Genomic DNA, 25534 nt, shown 5'->3' on the forward strand with positions numbered 1-25534 from the left:
ATGACGGCGCAGTCGCTGACAAAATACCGGCGCATCACGGTCAAGATCGGTTCGGCCTTGCTGGTCGACCGCACCAGCGGCCTGAAGCGCGACTGGCTTGCCTCGCTTGCCGAGGATATTGCGGTGCTCGCCAATGGCGGCGCCGAGATCCTGGTCGTATCGTCCGGCGCCATTGCGCTCGGCCGCACCATTCTCGGTCTCGGCAAACGGGCGCTGAAGCTGGAAGAAAGCCAGGCGGCTGCGGCCGTCGGCCAGATCGCGCTGGCCGGCGCGTGGTCGGATGCGCTGGGCAAGGGTTCGCTGAAATCGGGCCAGATCCTGCTGACGCTGGGCGACACCGAGGAGCGCCGACGCTATCTCAATGCGCGGGCGACGATCTCGACGCTGCTCAAGATGAAGGCGGTGCCGGTCATCAATGAGAACGACACGGTGGCGACTTCCGAAATCCGCTATGGCGACAATGACCGGCTGGCGGCACGCGTGGCGACCATGATGGGCGCCGACCTGCTGGTGCTGCTCTCCGACATTGACGGGCTCTATACGGCGCCGCCGGCGCGCGATCCCGCTGCGAAATTCATTCCGGTGGTCGACCGCATTACACCCGATATCGAGGCTATGGCCGGGGCGGCCGCATCCGAACTGTCGCGCGGCGGCATGCGCACCAAGCTCGATGCCGGCAAGATCGCCACCGCCGCCGGCACCGCCATGATCATCACCTCGGGCACCAGGCTGTCGCCACTGATGGCGATCGAGCGTGGCGAGCGCGCCACCTTCTTCAGGCCGAGCGCCAATCCGGTGAAAGGCTACAAGACCTGGATCGCCGGCCAGCTCGAACCGGCCGGGCGGCTCACCGTCGACGCCGGCGCCATCGGTGCGCTGCTGTCCGGCAAATCTTTGCTGCCGGCCGGCGTCAGGCTGGTCAGCGGCAATTTCTCGCGCGGTGACACGGTGGCCATCCTGTCGCCGGAAGGGCGCGAGATCGCGCGCGGGCTTGTTGCCTACGATGCCGCCGATGCCGTAAGGATCGCAGGCCTGAAGACAGCGGAGATCGAAACCGTGCTCGGCTACGAGGCGCGCTCGGCGATGATCCACCGCGACGATCTGGTGGTGAGCGATCCGGGTGACCAGATACGGGCTGCCGGCCAGGTATGGGCCGGGGGCGAGGTAAGCGGAGGATGAGACATGCTGAAACTGCATGAACAATCCGGGGATGACACCGTCGCGCTGATGGCTGATATCGGCCGCCGCGCCCGCGCGGCCGCCCGACCGTTGGCGATTGCGACCGCCGCCGCCAAGAATGCCGCACTCGTCGCCATGGCCGACGCGATCATTTCGCGTGAGCAGGACATTCTCGACGCCAACGCCATCGATGTCTCGAATGGCCACGAATCGGGATTGTCCGGCTCGTTCATGGACCGGCTGAAGCTCGATCCGGCGCGCACCCGTGCCATGGCGGATGGCATCCGTGAAATCGCCGAGCTCAGGGACCCGGTCGGCGATGTGATCGCGGCCTGGGATCGCCCCAACGGCCTGCAGATCGAGCGCGTGCGCACGCCGCTCGGCGTTGTCGGCGTCATTTATGAAAGCCGGCCGAATGTGACGGCGGATGCCGGCGCACTCTGCCTCAAGGCCGGCAATCCGGTGATCCTGCGCGGCGGCTCGGACTCGCTCAATTCATCCGCCGCCATCCATGCCTGCCTGGTCGAGGGGTTGAAGGCCGCCGGCCTGCCCGAAGACGCCATCCAGTTGGTGCCGACCGCTGACCGCGCCGCCGTCGGTGAGATGCTGAAAGGGCTTTCCGGCAATCTCGACGTCATCATTCCGCGGGGCGGCAAGAGCCTGGTCGGGCGCGTCCAGAGCGAGGCGCGGGTGCCGGTCTTTGCCCATCTTGAAGGCATCTGCCATCTCTACATCGACCGCTCGGCCGATCTCGACATGGCGGTCAGGATCGCCGTCAACGCCAAGATGCGGCGCACCGGTGTCTGTGGCGCTGCAGAGACTTTGCTGGTCGACCGCGCGGTGGCCTCCACGCATCTGGTGCCGATCCTCGACGCGCTACGCGCCGCCGGCTGCGAGATCCATGCCGATCAGGAAGTGATGAAGCTGTTCTTCGACGCCAAGCCGGCGACCGATGCCGACTGGGTGACCGAATATCTCGACGCCGTCATCGCGGTAAAACTGGTCGACGGGATTGCCGGCGCCATCGACCATATCGAGACGTTCTCCTCACACCACACAGAGGCGATCATCGCCGAGGATACCAAAGCGGTCGAGCGGTTCTTCAACGAGATCGACTCGGCGATCCTTTTGCACAATGCCTCGACGCAGTTCGCAGATGGCGGCGAATTCGGCATGGGAGCCGAGATCGGCATCGCCACCGGCAAGATGCATGCGCGCGGTCCGGTCGGTGTCGAACAGCTGACCTCGTTCAAATACCGCGTGCGCGGGTCGGGACAGGTGAGGCCTTGAGCGCTGGCCTTACCCTCCCCCTTGTGGGGAGGGTGGCGAGCGCAGCGAGCCGGGTGGGGGTACGACGCTGAATTCTGCAATCCCCCCACCCCGCTCCGCTTCGCGGATCGACCCTCCCTACAAGGGGGAGGGTGGCGCGCCTCTTTCCTCGCACTACCTCCGTATGCCGCATGCCGAGAAAGGCCTCGCCGTCGGCCTGTTCGGCGGATCGTTCAACCCGCCGCATGCCGGCCATGCGCTGGTGGCGGAAATTGCCTTGCGGCGCCTCGCGCTCGACCAATTGTGGTGGATGGTGACGCCAGGCAATCCGCTGAAGAGCACCAGGGAATTGGGGCCGCTGAGCGACCGGCTGCTCCAGTCGGAGCAGGTCGCCAAGAACCCGAAGATCAAGGTCACCGCCTTCGAGGCGGCGCATCATATTCGCTTCACCGCCGACACGCTGGCTCTGGTCAAGGCGCGCAATCCCGGCGTCGACTTCGTCTGGATCATGGGCGCCGACTCGCTTCGCGATTTCCATCGCTGGCAGCGCTGGCGCCAGATCGTCATGACCTTCCCGATCGCCGTCATCGACCGCCCGGGCGCGACGCTGTCCTTCCTGTCCTCGGTCGTGGCCAAGACCTTCGACTATGCCCGCGTCGACGAGGGTGACGCGCCCCGGCTCGCCCGCATGAAGGCGCCGGCCTGGACCTTCATCCACGGCCCACGCTCGTCGCTGTCATCGAGTGCTATTCGCCAGCAAGCCAAGGTAACTCCGTAAGACCAGATCGCCGATGTCGCTTTTACGGCGGCCTTTCGCGATTGGCTGGGCGATGCTGCGCTGGATATGGCCACTTCAGTGAACCAGACCGACATCGGCCCCAATCATGGCACCCCGCCGGCGCCCGTGATCGCCATTGCCAGCGTAATCGTGTCGATGGCGCTGATTGCGGTCGGGAATGGGTTGATGTTCGCCTATATCCCGGTCCGGCTTGGCGTCGAGCGCTTCGATCCGACCTGGGCCGGGCTGATCATCACCGGCCTGTCTGCCGGCGGACTTGCCGGCTGTATCCTGACCGGGCCGCTGGTGCGCCGCGTCGGGCACGCCCGCGCCTTCATGGTGCTGTCGGCGCTGATAGCGCTGTCGAATGCTGCCATTGGCGCCGGCACCTACCCGCTGCTGTGGATCGCGGCGCGCGCGCTTTACGGTTTTGCAATATGCGGCCTGTTCATCGTCGCCCAGAGCTGGCTCAACGATGCCGTCGCAAACGCCATTCGCGGCCGGGTGATGGCGGTGTTTTACGTCGCCTATGTCGCCGGACTTGGCGTCGGCTATGCCCTGCTGGCGGCGGTCGACATCGCGACGGCGCAGGCGCCGCTGATCGGCATTGCCTTCACCGCAGTGTCGATCCTGCCGGTCGGCATGACGCGGTTGGCTCAACCGCCGCCACCTCGCGCAGCCTCCGTGGCGCTCGGTCGCGCCTGGAGGATCTCGCCGGTCGGCGTGGCCGGCATGCTGGCCGTCGGCGGCCTGTCGATGGCGATCGCCGGGTTCGCACCGATCCATGCCACGGCCAAGGGCTACAGCCAGGCCGATGTGGCGCTGCTTTTGTCGGCCATGCCCGTCGGCACGCTGATCCTGCAGATACCGCTCGGCTGGATTTCCGACCGTACCGATCGCCGTTACGTGCTGGCCGGCGCTGCGGCACTGGCCATCGTCGCCGGTATTCTGGCCATCGGCTTCGACGGCGGCGCGCTGATGGTGCTCGTGGTGATCTACATCGTCTGGGACGGCGCCTCGGAATCGATCTATTCGCTGGCCAGCGCGCATGCCGCCGACCGCGCCGGCAAGGACGACATGGTGGCGCTGTCGAGTTCGTTGCTGTTTGCGTGGTCGCTGTCGGGGTTCATCGTGCCGGGTATCGTGACGGCCCTGTCGGCTGTCTATGGCACGCAGGCCTTCATCTATGTGGCCATCGTCATCGCCACCGTGTTCTGCCTGTTCGTGCTGTGGCGGGTGGCGACGACACGGGCCGTTCCCGCGACGGAAACCGGCAGTTTCGCGCCGATGTCGGCGCAGGCGCCATTGCCGGTGGAGCTCGCCTTCGCGCCGGAAGAGCAGCGCTGACGTTGCTTCGCTATTGCCTGGTCGCGGAAGGCTCCTGCCGCACCCCTGGCGGCGGCGCCGGTACCGAGATGGCCTCGGCGTCGAACGCCTGCTTGACGCGTTTGGTGAGATCGATCTGGGTGGCGAAGAAATCCGCCGCCGTGGTCCAGTAGCGCAAGGTGATGGCGACGCTGGCATCGCCCACCGCGGCGACGAAGGCGATCGGCGCCGGCTCTCGCTTGACGCGGCGCTCGCCGCCGGCAACGCCCAGCATGGTTTTCTGCGCCAGGTCGATGTCGTTCCAGGAGCCGATGCTCAGCGTGATGTCGCCGCGGCGCACACCGTTGCGGGTAAAATTGCGCACCGGCTGGTTCCACAGCGTCGAATTGGGCGCCAGCACATAGACGCCGTCTGTCGTGCGGAGCTTGGTGGCGAACAGGCCGATTTCCTCGACGGTGCCGGAAATGGCGCCGACCTCGACATATTCGCCGATGCGGAATGGCCTGAGCGCCAGAAGCATGATGCCTGCGGCGATGTTCTGCAGCGTGCCTTGCAGCGCCAGGCCGATTGCCAGCCCGATGGCGCCGATGGCGGCGATGATCGAGGCCGTCTGAACGCCGAACTGGCCGAGCACCATGATGACCACCAGGATCAGGATGGCGTAGCGCACGATCTTCGAGAAGAAATGGCGCAGCGTCGCGTCGAAACCATGGATATGGCCGAGGCCGGCTGAGATCGATCGTTCTGCGAGCCCGGCGACGAGATAGCCGACGACCAGCAGGATGATGGCGCCGATGGCGGAGAAGGAATAGGAAACGATCAGTGTGCTGAGTTGCGCAAGGCCAGCCTGCACGGTGAGCAGCGTGTTCTGGGGGTCGATTGGCATCAGGAAAATCCGTTTGGGGGGTGTGTCGATAACCCCTGCCGCGGCCATGGGTTCCGATTTTTCTCAAGGCTCCGGAACCGGAAGTCGTGCACTGCGTTCGCGGTGGCAGGGCCTCCCGTCTTGAAACTGCAAGGGAACTCTGCCTATCTATAGGGTGTCACCTGATTTCGTGGGTGATTTGGTTGTTCTTGCTGCGAAAGGAAATACACTGAGAACAGCATTGCGGAAGAAGGCTGACATCATGCCTTCGCCGGCCAGGATCAGCGTAGATGACGCCGTGTCCCGTGCCATCAAGACAGTCCTTGCCAGTCTGGAAGACTCCAAGGCCGAAAATATTGTCTCAATCGACATTCAGCGGAAATCGAGCCTCGGCGACTATATGGTCATCGCGTCGGGCCGGTCGCACCGTCATGTCTCGGCTGTCGCCGACCACCTGCTCAAGGCGCTCAAGGATGCCGGTCTCGGCACGGCGCGCGTCGAGGGGCTGTCCGGCGCCGACTGGGTCCTGATCGATTCAGGCGACATCATCGTCCATGTCTTCCGCCCAGAAGTCCGCGAATTCTACAATCTTGAAAAGATGTGGCAGGCGCCGGACCTCGAGGAAGAGACCTTGCACTGAGCTCCGTCTCATGTCGTAACCATCCTGGGTGCGACATGGATTGAAAGCTCGCCGAGGCAGGGATGAAGATAGCAGTTCATGCCGTGGGCCGGATGAAGGCCGGCCCCGAGAGAGAACTCGCCGACCGCTATTTCGAGCGTTTCGCCAAGAGCGGCCCGGCGATCGGGTTCGAATTCTCTGGTGTCGCCGAGATCGCCGAGGGACGAGCCCAGAACGCCAATGAGCGCCGCCGCGAGGAAGGCCAGAAGCTGCAGGCACAGCTGCAGCCGGGCACGGCGCTGTTCCTGCTCGACGAACGCGGCAAAAACCTGTCCTCAGACGATTTCGCCAGCCGTATCGGCCAGCTGCGCGATGGCGGACGTAAGGCGTTGGTCATCGCCATTGGCGGCGCCGACGGGCACGACCAGTCGATTCGCGATCAGGCTGAGCTGATGGTCTCGTTCGGCGCGGCGACCTGGCCGCACCAACTGGTGCGTGTCATGCTGGGCGAGCAGCTCTATCGGGCGGCAACGATTCTTTCGGGACATCCCTACCACCGTTCGTAAATCAGTGGGTCGAGGGTCAATCGTCCGGATTTCCGCCCCAATGCGCGGCTGTTTTGTGCTAGGCTTCGGTTCGATCATGGTTGATGGTTCGTTAACGAAGCCACGCATAGAGTCGGGCTTCAATGGCTGACAACGGGAAATCACGAACGGGCTTCCGGCACGCGCGCTGCGGCATCGCTGCGGCGGTGGTTTTGCTGTCGCTCGGGCTTGCACGGGCCGAAAATACGCTGGACGTGGCGCCCGACCCCGATCTGAGCCGTGCCGAATATGAGAAGGTGTCGGCCGAGATCACGCTGTCGTCCGAACGGCTGGCCAAGCTCGCCGCCGACATTGCTTCGGTCAAGAAGGACCATGCCTCGATCACCGCGGCGCTTATCCAGTCGGCTATGACCGAGCAGAAGCTCGGCCAGGACATCGAGGATATCGGCGCCAGGCTCGAAGGACTGAAGGGCGAGGAACAGAAGATCCGTGTCTCGCTGGCGGCGCGGCGCGACGTGCTGGCCGAGGTGCTGGGCGCGCTGCAGCGCATGGGGCTCAATCCGCCGCCAGCGATCCTGGTCAAGCCGGAAGACGCGCTGTCGTCGGTGCGCAGCGCCATCCTGCTCGGCGCAGTGGTGCCCGAACTGCGCCAGCAGACCGACAAATTGCTGGCCGACCTCAGGGAACAGACCCGGGTGACGGCCTCGATCGAGGCCGAGCGGACGCGGCTGACAGCGGCGGTCGGCGAGCAGACGGCGGAAAAGAAACGCCTCTCCATGCTGCTCGAAGCCAAGCAGAAGCTCGAGGCGGACACCTGGACGGCGATGGCCGCCGAAAAGCAGCGGTCCCAGGCGCTTGCGGCCAAGGCCGGCAGCCTGAAAGAGCTGATCGCTTCGCTTGAGGCCGACAAGAGCCGCAAGGCGGCGGATGCCGTCAAGGCAGGCGAGCAGAAAGCGGCCGACAGCGATAAGCCCGACGCCGATAACGCAGATGCAGGCACAACCGCGTCGACGGAGCTGGCTTCGCTGCCCGTGCCGGAAGGCAACCGCCTCACCGCCGCCGCGCCGTTTTCGGCACTTCAGGGACAAGTCTCGCTGCCGGTCACCGGCAAGATCAAGCTGCGTTTCGGGGCCGATGACGGTAACGGCGCGGTGATGCTCGGCGACATGGTTGCGACACAATCGGGAGCCATCGTCACGGCACCGGCGGACGGAAATGTGCTTTATGCGGGGCCTTTTCGCTCCTATGGTCAACTCTTGATCCTCAATGCGGGAGACGGCTATCATGTCGTCCTGGCGGGGATGAGCAGAATCAGCGTCGCGTCTGGCCAGTCGGTGCTCGCAGGAGAGCCGGTCGGCGCGATGGGAGAGGCCCGGGTGGCAAGCACCTCGGCCTCGAAGAATGGAAATGCCACGCCGGAACTCTATGTCGAGTTCCGCAAGGATGGAAAACCCGTCGATCCGACCCCATGGTGGGCGGACCGCTTCTCTGGAAGGACGTGAAATGATGCGGAAACTGTCGCTTCTTATTGCCGGTGCGCTGATGGGCGCGTCAGCGATGAGCCTGGTCTATGGCGCGCCCGGCTCGACGGCGAACGCTGCAGGCTCCGAGACCTACAAGCAACTGGCGATCTTCGGCGACATCTTCGAGCGCGTGCGGGCGCAGTATGTGACGCCGCCGGACGACAAGTCGCTGGTCGAAAACGCCATCAACGGCATGCTCACCTCGCTCGACCCGCACTCCTCCTACATGAATGCCGAGCAGGCGCAGGACATGCGTGTGCAGACCAAGGGTGAGTTCGGCGGCCTTGGCATCGAGGTCACCATGGAGAACGATCTGGTCAAGGTGATCACGCCGATCGACGACACCCCGGCTGCCAAGGCAGGCGTGCTGGCCGGCGACTATATCGCCAAGATCGACGGCCAAGAGGTTCGCGGCCTGACGCTCAACGATGCGGTCGAAAAGATGCGCGGCCTGGTCAACACGCCGATCAAGCTGACGATCCTGCGCCAAGGCGCCGACAAGCCGATCGAGCTGACGGTGGTGCGCGACATCATCAAGGTCAAGGCGGTCAAGTTCCGGGTCGAGAACGACATCGGCTACATGAAGATCACCTCCTTCACCGAAAAGACCTATGACGACCTCGAGAACGCCATCGACACGATCAAGAAGCAGGTGCCGAACGACAAGCTCAAGGGCTATGTGCTCGATCTCAGGCTCAACCCGGGCGGCCTGCTCGACCAGGCGGTGAGCGTGTCCGACGCCTTCCTCGACCGTGGCGAGATCGTCTCGACCCGCGGCCGCGACCCGAAGGACGTCACACGCTTCGACGCCAAGGCAGGCGACGACATCGGCGCCAAGCCGCTGATCGTGCTCGTCAATGGCGGTTCGGCCAGCGCCTCCGAGATCGTCGCCGGCGCGCTGCAGGACCTGCGCCGCGCCACAGTGGTCGGCACGCAGTCATTCGGCAAGGGCTCGGTGCAGACCATCATCCCGCTTGGCGAGAACGGCGCGCTGCGCCTGACGACGGCGCTCTATTACACGCCGTCCGGCAAGTCGATCCAGGGCAAGGGCATCACGCCCGACATCAAGGTCGACCAGCCGCTGCCGCCCGAACTGCAGGGCAGGGACCTGACGCGCGGTGAATCTGACCTCAAGGGCCACATCAAGGGGGCCGACGAGAGCGATACCGGCTCGGGCTCGGCTGCCTATGTGCCGCCGGATCCAAAGGACGATCTGCAGCTGATCTATGCCGAACAGCTGCTGCGCGGCCAGAAGACCGATCCGGCATTCCCGCCGAATCCTGAGAAGGCAGTGCTTAACCAGTAAAATCGACTGGTAGCTCTGGCTGCCCAATCGAAGCGATGCAATGCTGCCGGGACCGTGAGGTTCCGGCAGTTTGATTCGGGGGCAGCTGGGCGCTGCGGCTCAAAAGGCGCAGGGGACGCGCCGTCAGTTTTGGATCTGCGCATGGCGAAAAGATTTCGCTGATCACGCGCCCGGGGATGCGGCTTGGCTGACGTCGGCAAGGACATCGAACGCCCGCTCGGACAGACCGTCCGAAAGCGTGCTGCGTCGCGCGGGATCAGCGCTGGCGCCGTCGCGGCGACGCTGGTCGTGCTGGCCGCGGTCGGCATCTCCGGCGCGATCGCGCTGCGCGAGAAGCCGTTCCGCAAAACGGAAGCAATCGCGGTCTCGACGCCAAAGGTGACGGCGGCGGCCGAGCCCGCGGCCGCAGCACCCACTGCTCAAGCGACGGCGGCAGCGCCGAAGGCGGAAACGCCCAAGGCCAGCGGTCCGCAGATCATCCATGTGCAAACCCAGGAGGGTGACGGCCCGCCCAATGCAGCCATTGTCATCCATGACCCGTCGACGATCGGCCAGAACCTGAAGATCGCGCATATCCCCGACAGGGCGCTGATCGAGGCCAGCGACACCGGCCCACTCCCGGTTCGCGCCGCTGACGGCCGGCGGCCGTTCGATGTCTATGCGCGGCCGTGGTCGGGTTCGCGCGGCGCTCGCGTGGCAATCGTCATCGGCGGGCTTGCGGTGTCGCAGACCGGCACGCAGGCGGCGATCGCCAAGCTGCCGGCCGAAGTGACGCTGGCTTTTGCGCCGCAAGGCAACAGCATTAGCCGGTGGATGCAGGCGGCACGGCAGAGCGGGCATGAAGTGGTCATGCAGGTGCCGCTCGAACCGTTCGACTATCCCAATGTCAATCCTGGCCGCAACACGCTGACAGTGGCGGCAAGCCCGGACGAGAATCTGAAGAATTTGCGCTGGGCGCTGTCGCGGACCACCAACTATACCGGCGTCATGAACTATATGGGGGCTCGCTTTTCGGCCGACGCGACGGCGATGGGGCCGTTCATGGCCGAACTCGGCAAGCGCGGCCTTGCCTATGTCGATGACGGCTCGTCCGCACGGAGCCTGGCGTCCGATCTCGCCTTGAAGGACGGTGTGCCGTTCGTCGCCGGCGATACGGCAATCGACGCCGTGCAGGACCGCGGCGCCATCCTGAAAAAGCTCGACGCGCTGGAAGCGACCGCGCGCGCCAAAGGCTCCGCCGTCGGCATCGGCTCGGCCTTCGACCTCACCGTCGATACCGTGGCGTCCTGGGCGGTCGAAGCGAAAAAGCGCGGCATCGAGATCGTGCCGATCTCGGCGGTGGCCATCGACCCGGAAAAAGGCTGATCATGACGAAGAAACCTGTCGACCCCGAGACGCTGCCATACCGCCCCTGTGTCGGGCTGATGATCCTCAATGGCGACGGGCTGGTCTGGGTCGGGCACCGCATCGCCGAGCCGGACAGCGAATTCGCCGGCACCACGCAGCTCTGGCAGATGCCGCAAGGCGGCATCGACGAGGGCGAGGAGCCGCTGCAGGCGGCCGGGCGCGAGCTCTATGAAGAGACCGGCATGCGCTCGGTCACGCTGCTGGCCGAGGCGCCGCACTGGATCAATTACGACCTGCCGCCCGATCTGGTCGGCATAGCCCTCAAGGGGCGTTATCGCGGCCAGACGCAGAAATGGTTCGCCTACCGCTTTCACGGCGAGGCCAGCGAGATCCAGATCAATCCGCCGCCCGGCGGCCACACCGCCGAATTCGATGAATGGGCATGGCGGCCAATGCAGGACCTGCCCGATCTGATAGTGCCGTTCAAACGCAACGTCTATGAGGATGTGGTGGCGACGTTCCGTCATCTTGCCTAGCTGGATGTGACGGTTCGCACGGCACCTGATTCGTGCTTTATTGATCGGGACACCCGCAGCCACGAGATCCATATGAACGACGCCGGGCAATGGCCTCTTAGCGCAGCGTATGGGCTGCCCCTCACCCGCCTGCCGGCTTTCGTCACTCGAAAAGCCAAGCAGTTGGCTTTTCGTCCGCCTTACGCGGACCGCTCTTCAACTCCCCGTACAGGGCCGGGGAGAAATATCCGGCAGGACAATGAGGGGCAGCGCCGACTTCGTCGGATCTGCGATGCATAAAGCCAAAGATACCATCAGCGAAGCGGCGGCCGGCGCCATTCTCACCATCGATCTCGGCGCGGTCAGGGAGAATTACCGGCGGCTGAAGGCAAAGCTCGGCGGCGTGCGCTGCGCCGGCGTCGTCAAGGCCGACGGTTACGGGCTCGGCGCGCGGCAAGTGGCGGCGGCACTGGTTGCCGAAGGCTGCGACAGCTTCTTTGTCGCGCATCTCACCGAGGGTGTCGCGCTGCGCGACGCACTCGGACCGAAGCTGGAAATCCATGTGCTGAACGGCCTGCCGCCGGGCTCGGAACCTGAAGCGGTGGCCGCCGACCTTGTTCCCGTCATCAACAGCACCGGGCAACTGAAGGCGTGGAGCGAGGCAGGCCAAAAGGCCGGCCGCAAGCTCAAGGCCGCCATCCAGGTCGACAGCGGCATGTCGCGGCTGGGCATGGCGCCGGCAGAGGTCGAGGCGCTTACGGCCGATGCTTTCGCCGGCGTCGATGTCGTCCTCGTCATGAGCCATCTGGCCCGCGCCGACGAGCCGGGCAATCCGGCCAATGACGCGCAGCTCAAAGAGTTCGAACGGCTGCGCAAAATGCTGCCCAAGGCGCCGGCGTCGCTCGACAATTCCTCCGGCATCTTTCTTGGGCCGCGCTATCAGTACGACCTCGCGCGTCCGGGCGCTGCGCTCTACGGCATCAATCCGACGCCTGATGAGGCGAACCCGATGCTGCCGGTGGTGCGGCTCGAGGCAAAGATCATCCAGACACGCGGCATCGATAAGGGCGCGGGCGTCGGCTACGGACATGCGTTTCTGGCCAGCGGTCCCTTGCGCGCGGCCACGATCTCGCTCGGCTATGCCGATGGCTGGCACCGGCGCGCGGCTTCGGCTGCCTGGCTCGACGGCGTGCGACTGCCCTTTGTCGGGCGGGTGTCGATGGATTCGATCATACTCGACATCTCGGCCCTGCCGGCCGGCCGGCTGCGCGAGGGCGACCTTGTCGAACTCCTGGGTCCCTCGCAGAGCGTCGATGACGCCGCCGGCCATGCCGGCACGATCGGTTATGAAATCCTGACCAGTCTCGGCCCCCGCTTCCACCGCCGCTATATCAACGAATAGAGCCGCGACACGCCGCCCCTTGGCGGACGCCGCAGAATCCGGCAGACAGGAGGCGGCGGCCCTCTGACGGAAGTCGTCGTGGAGAGTGATGCGATGAAGATCTTCGTGTTGGGCGGCGGCGTTATCGGGGTCACCACTGCCTATTATCTCGCTGAGGCCGGCCACGAGGTGACGGTGTTCGACCGCCAGAAAGGGCCGGCGCTGGAAACCAGCTTCGCCAATGCCGGCGAGATCTCGCCGGGCTATGCTTCGCCCTGGGCCGGCCCCGGCATTCCGCTGAAGGCAATCAAGTGGCTGTTGATGAAGCACGGCCCGCTGGTGGTGCGGCCGGCCTTCGATCCGTATATGTGGACATGGCTCATCAAGATGCTGCGCAATTGCACCGCGGATCGCTACGCCATCAACAAGGCGCGCATGGTGCCGCTCGCCGAATACAGCCGCGACACGCTGAAGGCGCTGCGCGAGGCGACCGGCATCGCTTATGATGAGCGGACCAAGGGCACGCTGCAGCTGTTTCGCACGCAAAAGCAGATCGACGGCACCGGCGGCGATGTCGAGGTGCTGAAGAAATATGGCGTTCCCTACGAGTTGCTCGATCCCGAAGGCTGCATTGGGGCCGAGCCGGCGCTGGCCGGCGTGCGGGAAAAGTTTGTCGGCGGGCTGAGATTGCCCGGCGACGAAACTGGCGACTGCAAGATGTTCACCGATCGGCTGGCCGAGCTCTGCGTGGCGCGCGGCGTCACGTTCGAGTACGGCACGCAGATCCGGCGCTTCTCCAAGAACCGCAATCGCATCGTCAGCGTCGGCACCGACCAGCGCTCGCGCGCGGCCGACGCTTATGTGCTGGCGCTGGGCAGCTATTCGGCGCGCTTCATGCGCCTGCTCAGGCGCCCGATCCCGGTCTATCCGGTCAAGGGCTATTCGATCACCGTTCCGATCAAGGACGCGGTCGCCGCCCCGGTGTCGACGGTGATGGACGAAACCTACAAGGTGGCGATCACCAGGCTCGGCGACCGCATCCGCGTCGGCGGCACGGCGGAGATTTCCGGCTTCGATCTCAGGCTGCATGAATCGCGCCGGCGCACCCTCGAACATTCGGTCGGCGATCTGTTCCCGGATGGCGGCGACCTCAAGGCGGCGTCCTTCTGGTGCGGGCTGCGGCCGATGACGCCGGACGGGCCGCCGCTGGTCGGCCGCACCGAGTTCTCCAACCTCTATCTCAACACCGGGCACGGCACGCTTGGCTGGACCATGGCCTGCGGCTCGGCCAAGGTGCTGTCCGACATCATCTCCAGCAAGGTGCCTGATATCGATGTGCGGGAGCTGGGGCCGGAGCGGTATTTGAGGTAGGGGTGCTTTCTAAAGCTCGCGGGCCAGCACCCCCTCTGTCCTACCGGACAGAGGGGGTGTAAAGGATCGCTACAGAACGGCATTCCTTCAGCCTCGCCAGCCTCTCAAAACGCCTCCTTCACCCAGCCCTTCGAGAACAGCCACCGGTAGGCCCAGGGGATCATTACCTTGGTCGATACCGGATTCGAATGGGCGACATAGTCGTCGTAGACCGGCTGCATCCTGGCGTAGAAGGCAGGGTCGAGCACCGTCATGCCGTTCTCCAGATCGTGGAAGAAACTGCGGTTGTTGAGATTGACCGACGAGATCGTCACCAGCCTTTCGTCGATCATCATGATCTTGGAGTGCAGCACGACATCGGGGGCCTTGAATTCGCGGATGTTGATGCGGTCGCCATATTTCTCGACGAACAGCTTGTTGAGCGCGGTCAGCAGCTTGCCGCCAATATCGCCCTTGAGGTCGATGCGGCCGACAATGTCGATCCTGACGCCGCGCGCCAGCGCCCGCTCGATGGCCAGGCTGAGCTTCGGCGTCAGATTAAGGTAGGGATTGACGATCTCGATATGGTGCCGGGCAGTGTCGATCAGCTCGACGAAATAGGTCTCGAGCGCATGGTTGTCCTCGTAGGGCACGGAAATGAAATGGCGCACCGTGCCCGGCGGGCGCCGGCTGTCGGAGCGCACCGGAATGGAGAAGGGTCTTGCGATGTTGGTGTCGGCGTCGCGCAGCCACAATGTCGAGAGATGCGCGGCCAGCGTCTCGACCGTGGCCGGGTCGGCAAACTCGATGTCGAAATCGCTCCAGTTCGAATAGTAGTTGAGCGAGAGGCCGTCGGTCTTGCCGTATTGCTCGAGGTTCGGATAGCGCGACAGGTCGATCGGCTTGTGGAACAGGAAGCCGTCATGAATGTTGCGGCCGCCGATGATGACGCGCGAGCGGGCGGGATCCTCGGCAAGTGTCGCCAGCATCTTGACGTGATGGGTCTTGTGCAGCTGTGACAGTTGCTCGTCGACCGGCGCGCCGTGGTCGGCCCGCCAACGATATTCCTGCAACTCGACATTGGGATAATCGGCCGCCAGCCGGTGCAGCAGGGCATCGTCCTTGTCGCGCTCCAGCACGTCTGTGACCATGATGCGCACTTTGGTGCCGAGGGCTGCGTGATGGCGGATCAGCCGCTCGATGACGCGGCCGGAAAAATCGGCCTTGAACTCCAGCGACGACAGATAGACCAGCTTGAGTTTCGGCGCGCGCGAGAAATCGAGCGGCAGTTCGGGGTCGGCCTTGTCGAAGGCGCTGTCGGGTAAAGGCGCGCCGAGCAGCGCTTCGACCTTGGCGTTGAAGCCGTCGCGCGACTTGCGCAACAGGCGCGGTAACCCGAGCGGCAGCGAACAGGTCTGCGACAGCCAGCGGCCGGCATAGAAGATGCGGGCGAGTTCATCCAGGCCGGATGGACCGGGCACTGGACAACGCTCGTAGCGGCTGTCGAGCGCGGCTATCGCCGGATAGGCAACCTCTTCGCGCAGGATGGTGAGCGGGGCGCCTGTCGGCGCCAGGCTGGAGCTGAGCTTGAGACTGCAGCGGTTCAGGCCATCGCTGGGGAACAGGCTGGCGGTTTGCCCGGCCGACAGGCGGAGGCGGAAGGCGGCACCGCTCGCCACGCTGCGCGAGCCACCGCCGGCGCGAATCGCCAGCGCCCCGTCGCAGGCGCCCGATATCTCAACCGGCTGCTTTCCCGCCTGGCGCATCACGATCTCGATCGAGCGCGCCTGCAGGCCGGAAAAGCTGAACGTCTTTGGCGCGGAGGGCCGCGCGGCGGCGTTGACATAGAGCGTCTGCCGCGACACGCGCCAACGGCCGTTGAAATGGCCTTCGCCGGTGCCCCTACCTGCCGGCATCTGTTCGGCGCTAACCGGCTTCGCCAGCTGTTCCAGCGTCCGGTAGGTGGCCTGGAAATCGCGGTTGGCGATGGCGTGGCGGTCATGGCCGAACGGACCGGTGCCGTTCGCCCTGTCGATGGCGCCGATCTGGTTGTGGGCGAGCAGCGCCAGGAACTGCCTTTCATAGTCGCTGGCACCGGCATCGCCGAAAAACGCTGCTGCTGCAGTCTGCGGTCCGGGCGTGCCGGCCGATACCGACGGCCGGCCGCAATCCTTCGCATCGGGGAAGAAATCGCAGCTGTGCCGGATCGGGGCGGCGCAACCGACAAGGGCCGCCAGCCCCAGCCCGGCCAGAGCCAGGCAGATGGCGCGGTTCATCCCGTGGCCCCGTTCATCGTCTTCAGCTCAGCCGGGTCGCGCGGCGGCATAAAGCCTTGCGGAAAGACCTTGCAGACGGGAAGTGCGAAAGTGGCGATCAAAAGCTCGGCCTCGCCGCGCACCTTTTTCGGCGCTGTCTTGTCATCACGGATCGCCTTTGCCGAGGCGACGAGCGCGCCGTCGCAGTCGCAATGATTATGGCGCGCGATGTAGCAGGCGTCATGGATTTGGCAGGCGCTGTCGAGGCGATTGACAGGGCGAGCCGAGAGGTCGCCGGTGCGGGTGCCGGGACCGCAGTAATTGCCGAAGACGAAAGGCGACGGGCGGGCCATTGCGATACGGACCGGCTTGGGCAGTTCGGCTTCCGGAACTTCGGTCCATGGATTGGCGCAGGCGGAAAGCGCGACAAGCGGCATGATGGCGAGCACCGCTCGCATTTTGATCCGCACCAGCTTTGCAAAAAAGTGTCCCACCCGGCGCAGCCAATCCTTAATAATAGGCGACATCGCGCTTGTTGCCACACTGGCCGATTTTGTGGCGAGGGCAAGGCGGCGCGGCCATCAGACAAACAGCCCGCGCTCTCTCTCGACTGCCTTGGTGATGAAGTTGGCGACGATCTGCACGCGGCGCAGAGGCCGGACCGATTCATGATAGACCAGCCAGTAGGCGCGGCGGATCGGCGTCACGATGTTGACGGGGATCAGCTCCGGCATCGAGCGGGCGACAAAGGTGTGCAAGATGCCGATGCCGGCGCCCGACCGCACCGCTTCGGCCTGGCCCAGCGCTGAGGAGATGGCGAAGCTGGTGCGCCAGTCCGGGCTGAACTCCGCCGCATAGTCGAGCGAAGGGCTGACGATCAGGTCTGGGACGTAGCCGATCAGCGTATGGTGGCCGAGTTCGGCAGCGGTCTCGGGTAAGCCGTGCGCCTGTGCATAGTCGCGCGAGGCAAACAGGCCGAGCGTGTAGTCGACCAGCTTTCCCGCCACCAGCCTGCCTTCGCTCGGCCGCTCGACGGTGATGGCGATGTCGGCCTCGCGCCGCGACAGCGAGAAGGAACGCGGCACCGGCACCAGCTGGATGGTGAGTTCGCGGTGCAGCGCGGTCAGCGCGCCAAGACGCGTGGCGAGGAATGCAACGCCAAACCCGTCGGGCGCGCCGATGCGCACCGTGCCTGAGATATCGTCGCCTTCGCCCGACACGGCGGAGCGCGCGGCGATCATGTCGGCTTCCATGCGCTCGGCAATGTCGAGAAAGCGCTGGCCGGCCGGCGTCAGCTCGCTGCCGGTGGTAAGCCGGCGAAACAGTTTTGTCCGTAACGCATCCTCAAGCGCTGCGATGCGGCGCGAGACGGTGGCGTGATTGAGTTCCAGCCGCTTGGCGGCGCCAAGGATCTGCCCGGCGCGGGCCACGGCGAGGAAGATGCGGACGTCATCCCAGTTCATGGGGGTGGTCCGGGCTAGCGGCGAACGCGGCGTTCCCGCCCACCCCCCTCTGGCCTGCCGGCCATCTCCCCCGCAAGGAGGGAGATTGGCAGCTCCGCCACCTGCGTCTCTTTTGGTGCGTTGAAGATTTGCGAAGGCGGCGGCCACATCTGATCTCCCCCCTTGCGGGGGAGATGTCCGGCAGGACAGAGGGGGGTGTGACGGAGCGCAACCTTCGGGCCTTTCAGCAATCTGTAATTTGCGGCAATTAATGCACACTCGTCCTTCGTTGTCTATTTCTTGCACAACAGTTGCGTTTCCCCTCGCGTTGCCTTCGCGCCTGCAAAGGGGTTGAATGCGCCATCACAAACTCAGGGAGAGAAACCATGATCGAATACGGTCATTTCATCGGCGGCAAGCATGTCGCCGGGACCAGCGGGCGCAAGCAGGACGTCATGCAGCCCATGGACGGCTCGGTGCGCGGCACGGTGGCGCTGGCTTCGCCGGCGGAACTGCGTGCGGCTGTCCTGAATGCCAAGGAAGCACAGATCAAATGGGCTGCGACCAACCCGCAGCGGCGTGTGCGCGTGCTGATGAAGTTTCTTGAACTGGTTGCCCGCGACTATGACGAACTGGCCGATCTCCTGGCGCGCGAGCACGGCAAGACCATCGCCGACGCCAAGGGCGACATCCAGCGCGGCCTCGAAGTGGTCGAAGTCTGCATCGGTGCGCCGCACATGATGAAGGGCGAGTTCACCGACGGCGCCGGCCCCGGCATCGATGTCTATTCGATGCGCCAGCCGCTTGGCGTCGTTGCCGGCATCACCCCGTTCAATTTCCCGGCCATGATCCCGCTGTGGAAGATTGCCCCGGCGCTGGCCTGCGGCAATGCCTTTATCCTGAAGCCTTCCGAGCGTGACCCTGGCGTGCCGATGCGCATCGCCGAACTGTTCCTCGAGGCTGGCCTGCCGGCTGGCGTTCTCAACGTCGTCAATGGCGACAAGGATGTCGTCGACGCCATCCTCGACGATCCTGATATCAAGGCTATCGGCTTTGTCGGCTCGACGCCGATCGCGCATTACATCTACTCGCGCGGCACGGCCGCGGGAAAACGCGTGCAGTGCTTCGGCGGCGCCAAGAACCACATGATCATCATGCCCGATGCCGACATGGACCAGACCGTCGATGCGCTGATCGGCGCGGGCTACGGCTCGGCCGGCGAGCGCTGCATGGCGATCTCGGTTGCCGTTCCCGTCGGCAACGACACCGCCAACCGGCTGATGGAAAAGCTCATCCCGCGTGTCGAAAGCCTCAAGGTCGGCCCGTCGACGGATTCGTCCGCCGATTTCGGCCCGCTGGTCACGGCGCAGGCATTGGAACGCGTCAAGGGTTATGTCGACACCGGCGTCAAGGAAGGCGCCAAGCTGGTCGTCGATGGCCGCGGCTTCTCCATGCAGGGCTACGAGGATGGCTACTATATGGGCGGCTGCCTGTTCGACAATGTGACCGCTGACATGCGCATCTACAAGGAAGAGATTTTTGGCCCGGTGCTGTCGGTGGTGCGTGCGCCGACCTATGAGAGCGCCATCAAGCTCGCCAACGATCATGAGATGGGCAATGGCGTCGCCATCTTCACCCGTGACGGGGATGCTGCTCGTGATTTTGCTTCGCGCGTCCAGGTCGGCATGGTCGGCATCAACGTGCCGATCCCGGTTCCGATCGCTTACTACACGTTCGGCGGCTGGAAGGCGTCGTCCTTCGGCGACCTCAACCAGCACGGCCCGGACGCGTTCCGCTTCTACACCAAGACCAAGACGGTGACCTCGCGCTGGCCCTCCGGCGTCAAGGACGGTGCCGAGTTCGTCATCCCAACGATGAACTGACCGACGATTTCGAAGATCGGCAAGAAGGCCCGGGTTCAACGTCCCGGGCCTTTCTTTGTACGAAACCGACATTGGCCATCACGTTCAAGCGATGGAACCAAGAGCCTGTCATTTGCCTTAAATTGCATTCCTGCCGTGTGCAGGCCATCAAAATAGCGCCGGTAGCAGCCGGGGTTCTCGTCTGGCGCAAGGAGGTGTCAGATGACACGACGTCTTGTGGCGGCTATGTTCTTTGCGGTGTTCGCGATGTCCGGCATCGCCCAGGCCAAAGCCGATCAATGCGCGGCGCGGACCGACTTGGTCAAGGCGCTCAGCGAGAAGTTCCACGAAAACCAAGCCGCACGTGGCCTGGTGAACCCAAATGTGGTGCTTGAGATCTTCGTCTCCGACCAGGGCACCTGGACCATCCTGGCCACCGACACACACGGCCAAAGCTGCATCATCACGGCTGGCGAAGGCTGGGACGGGGCGGCTATGGCCGCAGTCTTGCCGGGCACCTGATAAAAGAACCGGCCGGAAGTCTGGAGCAGAGACGGAGTTCAGCGTGTAGCGGCCACTTCGGCATGGCCGCGCAGCAGTGCCATAAGGCGTTTGGCGTCCTTGGCGGCAGCCTCTTCGTCACCAGCCAGGATCGAGCGGATTAGCGCGACGTGGTGCTCGGCCGATTCGGCCAGCCCTGTGTCGGCCTTGTAGCGAAACCAGAAGCGGCGGCTGTGGGTCTGCAGGGGCGCGGCCAGACGGGCCGCAAAAGGGTTGTCGGCGGCCATCGCCAAGGCCTCGTCGAGCGCCTTGTCGGCCTGGATGAAGGCCAGCACATTGCCCGAGATGACGGCCTTCTGCATGGCAAGGGCTGCCTCATGAAACAGGTCGGCGGCCTCACGGGTGACGAAGCGGGCGGCCGAGCGCGCCAGCACCACCTCGACGCCGCGCCTGGCATCCAGCACGCGCAGCCAGTCGCCGGGATGTAGCGGGGCAATGGCGATGCCGGCGCGTGGCCTGACATCCAGCAGTCCTTCCCAGGCGAGGCGCTGGATCGCTTCGCGCACCGGCGTGCGTCCTAGCGCCAGCTTCTCGATGAGGGCGCCTTCGGTGACAAAGCTCGCCGGCGCCAGTTCCAACGTCACGATCATATGCTCGAGTACATGGTAGGCCTTGGCAGCGGCCGGCTCGGGGTATGCTGTCTCACTGGATATCAAAGGTGGGCTCCTGATATATCTTACAAATATCATAACTAATTCAGCGTTGACAGCCGGTTTTCAAATAGATATACGGCTGATATATCAGATGGAGAGACGATTATGTGGACCGGAGTTTTCCCCGCCGTCACGACCAAGTTTACTGATGACGACCGCCTCGATCATGCCGAGATGGAGCGCTGCTTTGCTTTGCAGATGGAGGCAGGCTGCGACGGTATCATCGTCTGCGGTTCGCTCGGCGAAGGGCCGATGCTGTCGCATGACGAGAAGATCGAGGTGCTGAAGACTGCCCAGAAAGTTGCAGGCAACAAGCCGGTGCTGCTGACGGTCAACGAGGCGGGCACCCGCGAGGCGGCGAGCATCGCAAAGCGCGCGAGCCGGGAAGGCGCCAACGGGCTGATGGTGGTGCCGAGCCCGATCTATCACACCAACCCGGAAGAGACGGTCGCCGCCTTGCGCGCCGTCGCTCAGGCCGGCGACCTGCCGGTGATGATCTACTCCAACCGCCTCGCCTACCGCGTCGACGTCACCGTCGACCAGATGGAGGAACTGGCCGCCGACAAGCGCTTCGTCGCCATCAAGGAGTCCTCCGACGACATCCGCCGCTCGACAGAGATCATCAACCGCTTCGGCGACCGCTACGATCTGTTCACCGGCGTCGACAATCTCGCCTTCGAGGCGCTGTCGGTGGGCGCCATCGGCTGGGTGGCGGGTCTGGTCGTCGCCTTCCCGCGCGAGACCGTCGCCATCTACCAGCTGATGAAGCAGGGCCGCCGCGAGGAGGCGCTTTCGATCTACCGCTGGTTCCGGCCGCTGCTCGATCTCGATGTCTCGACCTATCTGGTCCAAAACATCAAGCTTGCCGAAGTGCTCGCGATCGACACAAATGACCGCGTGCGCATGCCGCGCCAGCCGCTGTCGGGCGAGCGCCGCAAAGCGGTCGAGAAGAGCGTCAAGGACGCGCTGGCGGTACGGCCGAAGCTGCCGCAGTTCTGAAGGCTTTCTTCTCCCCATTCACGGGGAGAAGATGGCGGCAGCCGGATGAGGGGCAGCGCCGACGTGCAAGAAAATTCCAGGGACACAGAGGAGGGCCGCCGCCCCTCATCCGCCCTTCGGGCCCCTTCTCCCCGTGAACGGGGAGAGAGGGTAGATATCGCCATTGTCGGTGGCGGCATTGTCGGCATCTGCGCGGCGGCCATGCTGGCCGAGGCCGGGCGCAGCGTCACGGTCTTCGACCGCACCGGCATCTGCGAGGAGACGAGTTCCGGCAATGCCGCCGCCTTCGCCTTCTCCGACGTGCTGCCGCTGGCGCATAAGGGCATGATGCGGCACTTGCCGAAATGGCTTGCCGATCCGCTCGGGCCACTCAGCATCCCGCCGGCCTACTTGCCGAAGCTGTTGCCTTGGCTGTTGCGCTTCTGGCGCGCTGGCGCACCAGAAAAATATGAGGCGAGCCTTGCTGCTCAGGCAGGCATGATGAAGCTCGCCGAGGCTGAATGGATGGGCCTGCTCGACCGTTCCGGCACGCGGCTGATGCTGCGCGAGGACGGCTCGCTGGAGCTTTATGAAAGCGAGGCCGAATTTCAGGCCGGGCTGCCGGGCTGGGCGGCGCGCGAGCGCTTCGGCATCGGCTTTCGCCATGTCGAAGGCGACGAACTGGCGCCGCTGCAGCCGGGACTGTCGCCGCGCTTCATCAAGGGCACCTTCGTGCCGGGCTGGAAGACCGTCGCCGATCCGAAACTGCTCGGCAAGGGGGTGTGGGCCTATGCCGAAAGGCTGGGCGCGCGTTTCGAAAAGGCGCGCATAGAGCGCGTCGCCGCCAATCCTGATGGCGCGACGCTGACGCTGACGGACGGCACGACCAGGCAGGCAAGACATCTTGTCGTGGCCGCCGGGGCATGGTCGCATCTGCTGACGAAGGCGCTTGGCGACACCATCCCGCTCGAAACCGAGCGCGGCTACAACACGACACTGCCGAAGACCGCTTTCGACGTGCAGCGGATGTTGATCTTTTCCGGCCATGGCTTCGTCATCACGCCACTCGAGACGGGCTTGCGCGTCGGCGGCGCCGTCGAGTTGGGCGGTCTCGACCGGCCGCCGAATTTTGCGCGTTCGAAGGCCATGCTGGAAAAAGCCAGACAATTCCTTCCGGGGCTGGACGCGTCAGGTGGCCGCGAGTGGATGGGGTGTCGCCCGTCGCTGCCGGATTCGCTGCCCGTCATCGGCACGGCGCGCACCGCGTCCAACGTCGTCTACGCCTTTGGCCATGGCCATCTCGGCCTGACCCAGGCGGCGGCCAGCGGCCGCTTGATCCGCGATCTTGTTCTCGGGCAAACTTCGCCGATCGATCTTGCTCCCTTCAGCCCGCAACGGTTTTGAGTTCGAGGAAATCATGGCCAAAAAATCCTTCTTTTGCATCGACGGCCATACCTGCGGTAATCCGGTGCGGCTGGTCGCCGGCGGCGGCCCTTTGCTTCAGGGGTCGACGATGATGGAGCGGCGGGCGCATTTCCTGGCGGAGTATGACTGGATCCGCACCGGGCTGATGTTCGAGCCGCGCGGCCACGATGTCATGTCGGGCTCGATCCTCTATCCGCCGACGCGCGAGGATTGCGATATAGCCATCCTGTTCATCGAGACGTCGGGCTGCCTGCCGATGTGCGGCCACGGCACGATCGGCACGGTGACGATGGCCATCGAACACGGGCTGATCAAGCCGAAGACACCCGGCGTGCTCCGGCTCGACACACCGGCCGGGCTGGTCATCGCCGAATACAAACAAGTCGGCGACTATGTCGAGGAGGTGCGCATCACCAATGTACCGTCCTTCCTTTATGCCGAGGGACTGACGGTCGACTGCCCGCAGCTTGGCGAGATCACCGTCGATGTCGCCTATGGCGGCAATTTCTACGCAATCGTCGAGCCGCAGGCGAATTTTCGCGACATGGCTGATTATTCCGCCGGCGATTTCATCGCCTGGAGCCCCGTGGTGCGGCAGCGGCTCAACGAGAAGTACTCGTTCGTGCATCCGGAAAACCCCGGCATCAACCGGCTGTCCCACATGCTGTGGACGGGCAAGCCGACGGTGGAGGGGGCCGACGCACGCAACGCAGTTTTCTATGGCGACAAGGCGATCGACCGCTCACCTTGCGGCACCGGCACCTCGGCGCGCATGGCGCAGCTCCACGCCAAGGGCAAGCTCAAGGCCGGCGACAGTTTTGTCCACGAATCGATCATCGGCTCGCTGTTCAAGGGCAAGGTCGAGAGGGATGTCACTGTTGCCGGCAAGCCGGCCATCATTCCTTCGATCGGCGGCTGGGCCCGGATGACCGGCCTGAACACCATCTTCATCGACGACCGCGATCCGTTCGCGCACGGTTTTGTGGTTAAGTGATACGGTAGGCTGCCGATCATCCACCGAGACCAACTTGGACCCAGAGCGGGACCTCTTGGCGAAACCAGTCAGCGAAAGGTTAGCGCGTTGGGCGAGGCATCCACCGCCATAGTCGGGAAGTAACCCATGTTGCAGCTGGTCAGTACGGAATGTGGCTAAAAAACGAAGCCCGCCAACAACGCAAAGATTCGTCTCATCACCTAATTTTGACCGGGATTTCTGCGAAATGAGGTCGCTGGTCCGGCTGAATCGTCAAAGACATTGCGTTATGCCAATGATAGGGTCCGCGATAGTCCAGGGGTCGGGAGCAAAAAAACGGGCAATCGGAAGGCGTGCCGGCAAAACACGCTCGACGTTTGAAAAATCACGTTGCAATCCGGGCTCGAAACTTTACGACTAGGGGAAATACGAAAAGGAATGCGTCTGCATGGGCGACATTCCAGGGGAGCCATGTACACATGCAGTACTTTGTCCAGCAGCTTATCAATGGGCTGACGCTGGGATCGATCTATGGGCTGATCGCAATCGGCTACACGATGGTCTACGGCATCATCGGCATGATCAACTTCGCCCACGGCGACATTTTCATGGTCGGGGCATTCGCCGCCCTCGTCGTCTTCCTCATCCTCGGCTCCTTGTTCTATTCAGTGCCGGTCGTCCTGGCGCTGCTGATCATGATGATCGTGGCGATGCTGCTCACCAGCCTCTACAACTGGACGATCGAGAAGGTGGCCTACCGGCCGCTGCGCGGTTCGTTCCGGCTGGCGCCGCTGATCACCGCCATCGGCATGTCGATCGCGCTGTCGAACTTCATCCAGGTGACGCAAGGCCCGCGCAACAAGCCGATCCCGCCGATGGTCAGCCAAGTCTACAACATCAACGGCATCAGCGTGTCGCTGAAGCAGATCATCATCGTCGTCGTCACCGCCCTGCTGCTGGCGCTGTTCTGGTACCTGGTCAACAGGACTTCCCTCGGCCGGGCGCAAAGGGCGTGCGAGCAGGACCGCAAGATGGCGGCGCTGCTCGGCGTCGATGTCGACCGTACGATCTCGATCACCTTCATCATGGGTGCAGCGCTTGCGGCCGTCGCGGGCACGTTGTTCCTGATGTATTACGGCGTCATCGCCTTTTCCGACGGCTTTGTGCCGGGGGTCAAGGCCTTCACCGCGGCCGTTCTCGGCGGCATCGGGTCTCTGCCGGGTGCGGTGCTTGGCGGGCTTTTGATCGGCTTCATCGAGAGCATGTGGTCGGCGTATTTCTCGATCGACTACAAGGACGTCGCGGCGTTCTCGATCCTGGCGATCGTGCTGATCTTCCTGCCTTCCGGCATTTTGGGCCGGCCAGAAGTCGAAAAGGTCTGA

23 protein-coding genes are annotated in these 25534 nt (G+C 64.3%); 18 read left to right on the forward strand and 5 right to left on the reverse strand.

The features are described 5' to 3' along the window. From proB to NKJ77_RS18670, 4 genes are all read left to right on the forward strand, one after another. Positions 1 to 1179, forward strand: a complete 1179-nt coding sequence (gene proB / locus NKJ77_RS18655; RefSeq protein WP_023712014.1) for a glutamate 5-kinase — start codon at positions 1 to 3, stop codon at positions 1177 to 1179. Between the two features lie 3 nt (positions 1180 to 1182). After that, positions 1183 to 2469 carry a glutamate-5-semialdehyde dehydrogenase gene (locus NKJ77_RS18660; RefSeq protein WP_023815255.1) on the forward strand — a complete coding sequence of 429 codons (1287 nt, stop codon included), beginning with the start codon at positions 1183 to 1185 and terminating at the stop codon, positions 2467 to 2469. A 163-nt stretch (positions 2470 to 2632) separates the two neighbouring features. Continuing rightward, complete coding sequence (locus NKJ77_RS18665; RefSeq protein ID WP_352535572.1) at positions 2633 to 3226, forward strand: nicotinate-nucleotide adenylyltransferase; 594 nt, start codon at positions 2633 to 2635, stop codon at positions 3224 to 3226. Positions 3227 to 3292: 66 nt separating this feature from the next. Next, positions 3293 to 4573, forward strand: coding sequence for an MFS transporter (locus NKJ77_RS18670; protein ID WP_352535573.1), 1281 nt, complete (start codon positions 3293 to 3295; stop codon positions 4571 to 4573). Between the two features lie 10 nt (positions 4574 to 4583). Here the strand turns inward: NKJ77_RS18670 and NKJ77_RS18675 are convergent, their stop codons facing one another. Continuing rightward, positions 4584 to 5438 carry a mechanosensitive ion channel family protein gene (locus NKJ77_RS18675; RefSeq protein ID WP_352535574.1) on the reverse strand — a complete coding sequence of 285 codons (855 nt, stop codon included), beginning with the start codon at positions 5436 to 5438 and terminating at the stop codon, positions 4584 to 4586. A gap of 241 nt (positions 5439 to 5679) precedes the next feature. Here NKJ77_RS18675 and rsfS point away from each other — a divergent pair, with 241 nt between their 5' ends. The 8 genes from rsfS (at position 5680) to NKJ77_RS18715 (ending at position 14024) form a co-directional block, all read left to right on the forward strand. Beyond that, entirely contained in the window at positions 5680 to 6057 is a 378-nt protein-coding gene (gene rsfS / locus NKJ77_RS18680) for a ribosome silencing factor (RefSeq protein WP_023668698.1), read from the forward strand. 62 nt (positions 6058 to 6119) lie between these two features. After that, positions 6120 to 6602: a 23S rRNA (pseudouridine(1915)-N(3))-methyltransferase RlmH gene (rlmH, locus tag NKJ77_RS18685; RefSeq protein ID WP_023668699.1), complete on the forward strand. Its 483-nt coding sequence runs from the start codon at positions 6120 to 6122 to the stop codon at positions 6600 to 6602. A gap of 122 nt (positions 6603 to 6724) precedes the next feature. Further along, the gene (locus NKJ77_RS18690; protein WP_023668700.1) at positions 6725 to 8083 is read left to right on the forward strand and encodes a murein hydrolase activator EnvC family protein; all 1359 of its coding nucleotides are present in this window, start codon (positions 6725 to 6727) and stop codon (positions 8081 to 8083) included. A 1-nt stretch (position 8084) separates the two neighbouring features. Next, the gene (locus tag NKJ77_RS18695; RefSeq protein WP_023668701.1) at positions 8085 to 9410 is read left to right on the forward strand and encodes a S41 family peptidase; all 1326 of its coding nucleotides are present in this window, start codon (positions 8085 to 8087) and stop codon (positions 9408 to 9410) included. Positions 9411 to 9593: 183 nt separating this feature from the next. Further along, on the forward strand, positions 9594 to 10775 hold the full coding sequence (locus NKJ77_RS18700; RefSeq protein WP_023755536.1) for a divergent polysaccharide deacetylase family protein: 1182 nt from the start codon (positions 9594 to 9596) through the stop codon (positions 10773 to 10775). A 2-nt stretch (positions 10776 to 10777) separates the two neighbouring features. Continuing rightward, positions 10778 to 11293 carry an RNA pyrophosphohydrolase gene (locus NKJ77_RS18705; protein WP_023700245.1) on the forward strand — a complete coding sequence of 172 codons (516 nt, stop codon included), beginning with the start codon at positions 10778 to 10780 and terminating at the stop codon, positions 11291 to 11293. A gap of 271 nt (positions 11294 to 11564) precedes the next feature. Next, positions 11565 to 12674 (forward strand): alanine racemase, encoded by a 1110-nt coding sequence (gene alr / locus NKJ77_RS18710; RefSeq protein ID WP_031202828.1) that lies wholly within the window; start codon positions 11565 to 11567, stop codon positions 12672 to 12674. A gap of 93 nt (positions 12675 to 12767) precedes the next feature. Continuing rightward, a complete protein-coding gene (locus tag NKJ77_RS18715; RefSeq protein ID WP_023693156.1) occupies positions 12768 to 14024 on the forward strand; it encodes a D-amino acid dehydrogenase in 1257 nt (418 codons plus the stop codon). A gap of 104 nt (positions 14025 to 14128) precedes the next feature. Here the strand turns inward: NKJ77_RS18715 and NKJ77_RS18720 are convergent, their stop codons facing one another. From NKJ77_RS18720 to NKJ77_RS18730, 3 genes are all read right to left on the reverse strand, one after another. Beyond that, positions 14129 to 16279 carry a phospholipase D-like domain-containing protein gene (locus tag NKJ77_RS18720; RefSeq protein WP_352535575.1) on the reverse strand — a complete coding sequence of 717 codons (2151 nt, stop codon included), beginning with the start codon at positions 16277 to 16279 and terminating at the stop codon, positions 14129 to 14131. Further along, entirely contained in the window at positions 16276 to 16716 is a 441-nt protein-coding gene (locus NKJ77_RS18725) for a phospholipase A2 family protein (protein WP_023832616.1), read from the reverse strand. The genes NKJ77_RS18720 and NKJ77_RS18725 overlap by 4 nt, the downstream gene beginning before the upstream one ends. A 123-nt stretch (positions 16717 to 16839) precedes the next feature. Next, complete coding sequence (locus tag NKJ77_RS18730; protein WP_023822438.1) at positions 16840 to 17721, reverse strand: LysR family transcriptional regulator; 882 nt, start codon at positions 17719 to 17721, stop codon at positions 16840 to 16842. A 365-nt stretch (positions 17722 to 18086) separates the two neighbouring features. On the opposite strand from NKJ77_RS18730, the gene NKJ77_RS18735 reads away from it, so the two are divergent. Both NKJ77_RS18735 and NKJ77_RS18740 read left to right on the forward strand, forming a co-directional pair. After that, positions 18087 to 19583 carry a CoA-acylating methylmalonate-semialdehyde dehydrogenase gene (locus NKJ77_RS18735; protein ID WP_023684131.1) on the forward strand — a complete coding sequence of 499 codons (1497 nt, stop codon included), beginning with the start codon at positions 18087 to 18089 and terminating at the stop codon, positions 19581 to 19583. A gap of 201 nt (positions 19584 to 19784) precedes the next feature. Next, complete coding sequence (locus NKJ77_RS18740) at positions 19785 to 20084, forward strand: hypothetical protein (RefSeq protein ID WP_023832615.1); 300 nt, start codon at positions 19785 to 19787, stop codon at positions 20082 to 20084. Positions 20085 to 20122: 38 nt separating this feature from the next. On the opposite strand, the gene NKJ77_RS18745 is transcribed toward NKJ77_RS18740, so the two are convergent. Then, positions 20123 to 20812 (reverse strand): GntR family transcriptional regulator, encoded by a 690-nt coding sequence (locus NKJ77_RS18745; protein ID WP_050589960.1) that lies wholly within the window; start codon positions 20810 to 20812, stop codon positions 20123 to 20125. 69 nt (positions 20813 to 20881) lie between these two features. Between NKJ77_RS18745 and NKJ77_RS18750 the strand changes: the two genes are divergently transcribed. From NKJ77_RS18750 to NKJ77_RS18765, 4 genes are all read left to right on the forward strand, one after another. Continuing rightward, positions 20882 to 21775: a dihydrodipicolinate synthase family protein gene (locus tag NKJ77_RS18750; RefSeq protein ID WP_023832614.1), complete on the forward strand. Its 894-nt coding sequence runs from the start codon at positions 20882 to 20884 to the stop codon at positions 21773 to 21775. A 45-nt stretch (positions 21776 to 21820) separates the two neighbouring features. After that, a complete protein-coding gene (locus NKJ77_RS18755; protein ID WP_031195796.1) occupies positions 21821 to 23158 on the forward strand; it encodes an NAD(P)/FAD-dependent oxidoreductase in 1338 nt (445 codons plus the stop codon). Between the two features lie 13 nt (positions 23159 to 23171). Next, the gene (locus tag NKJ77_RS18760; protein WP_023832612.1) at positions 23172 to 24173 is read left to right on the forward strand and encodes a 4-hydroxyproline epimerase; all 1002 of its coding nucleotides are present in this window, start codon (positions 23172 to 23174) and stop codon (positions 24171 to 24173) included. Between the two features lie 458 nt (positions 24174 to 24631). Next, positions 24632 to 25534, forward strand: a complete 903-nt coding sequence (locus NKJ77_RS18765; RefSeq protein WP_023668715.1) for a branched-chain amino acid ABC transporter permease — start codon at positions 24632 to 24634, stop codon at positions 25532 to 25534.

The organism is Mesorhizobium sp. M0052 (assembly GCF_040323255.1).
Classification (GTDB): Bacteria; Pseudomonadota; Alphaproteobacteria; order Rhizobiales; family Rhizobiaceae; genus Mesorhizobium.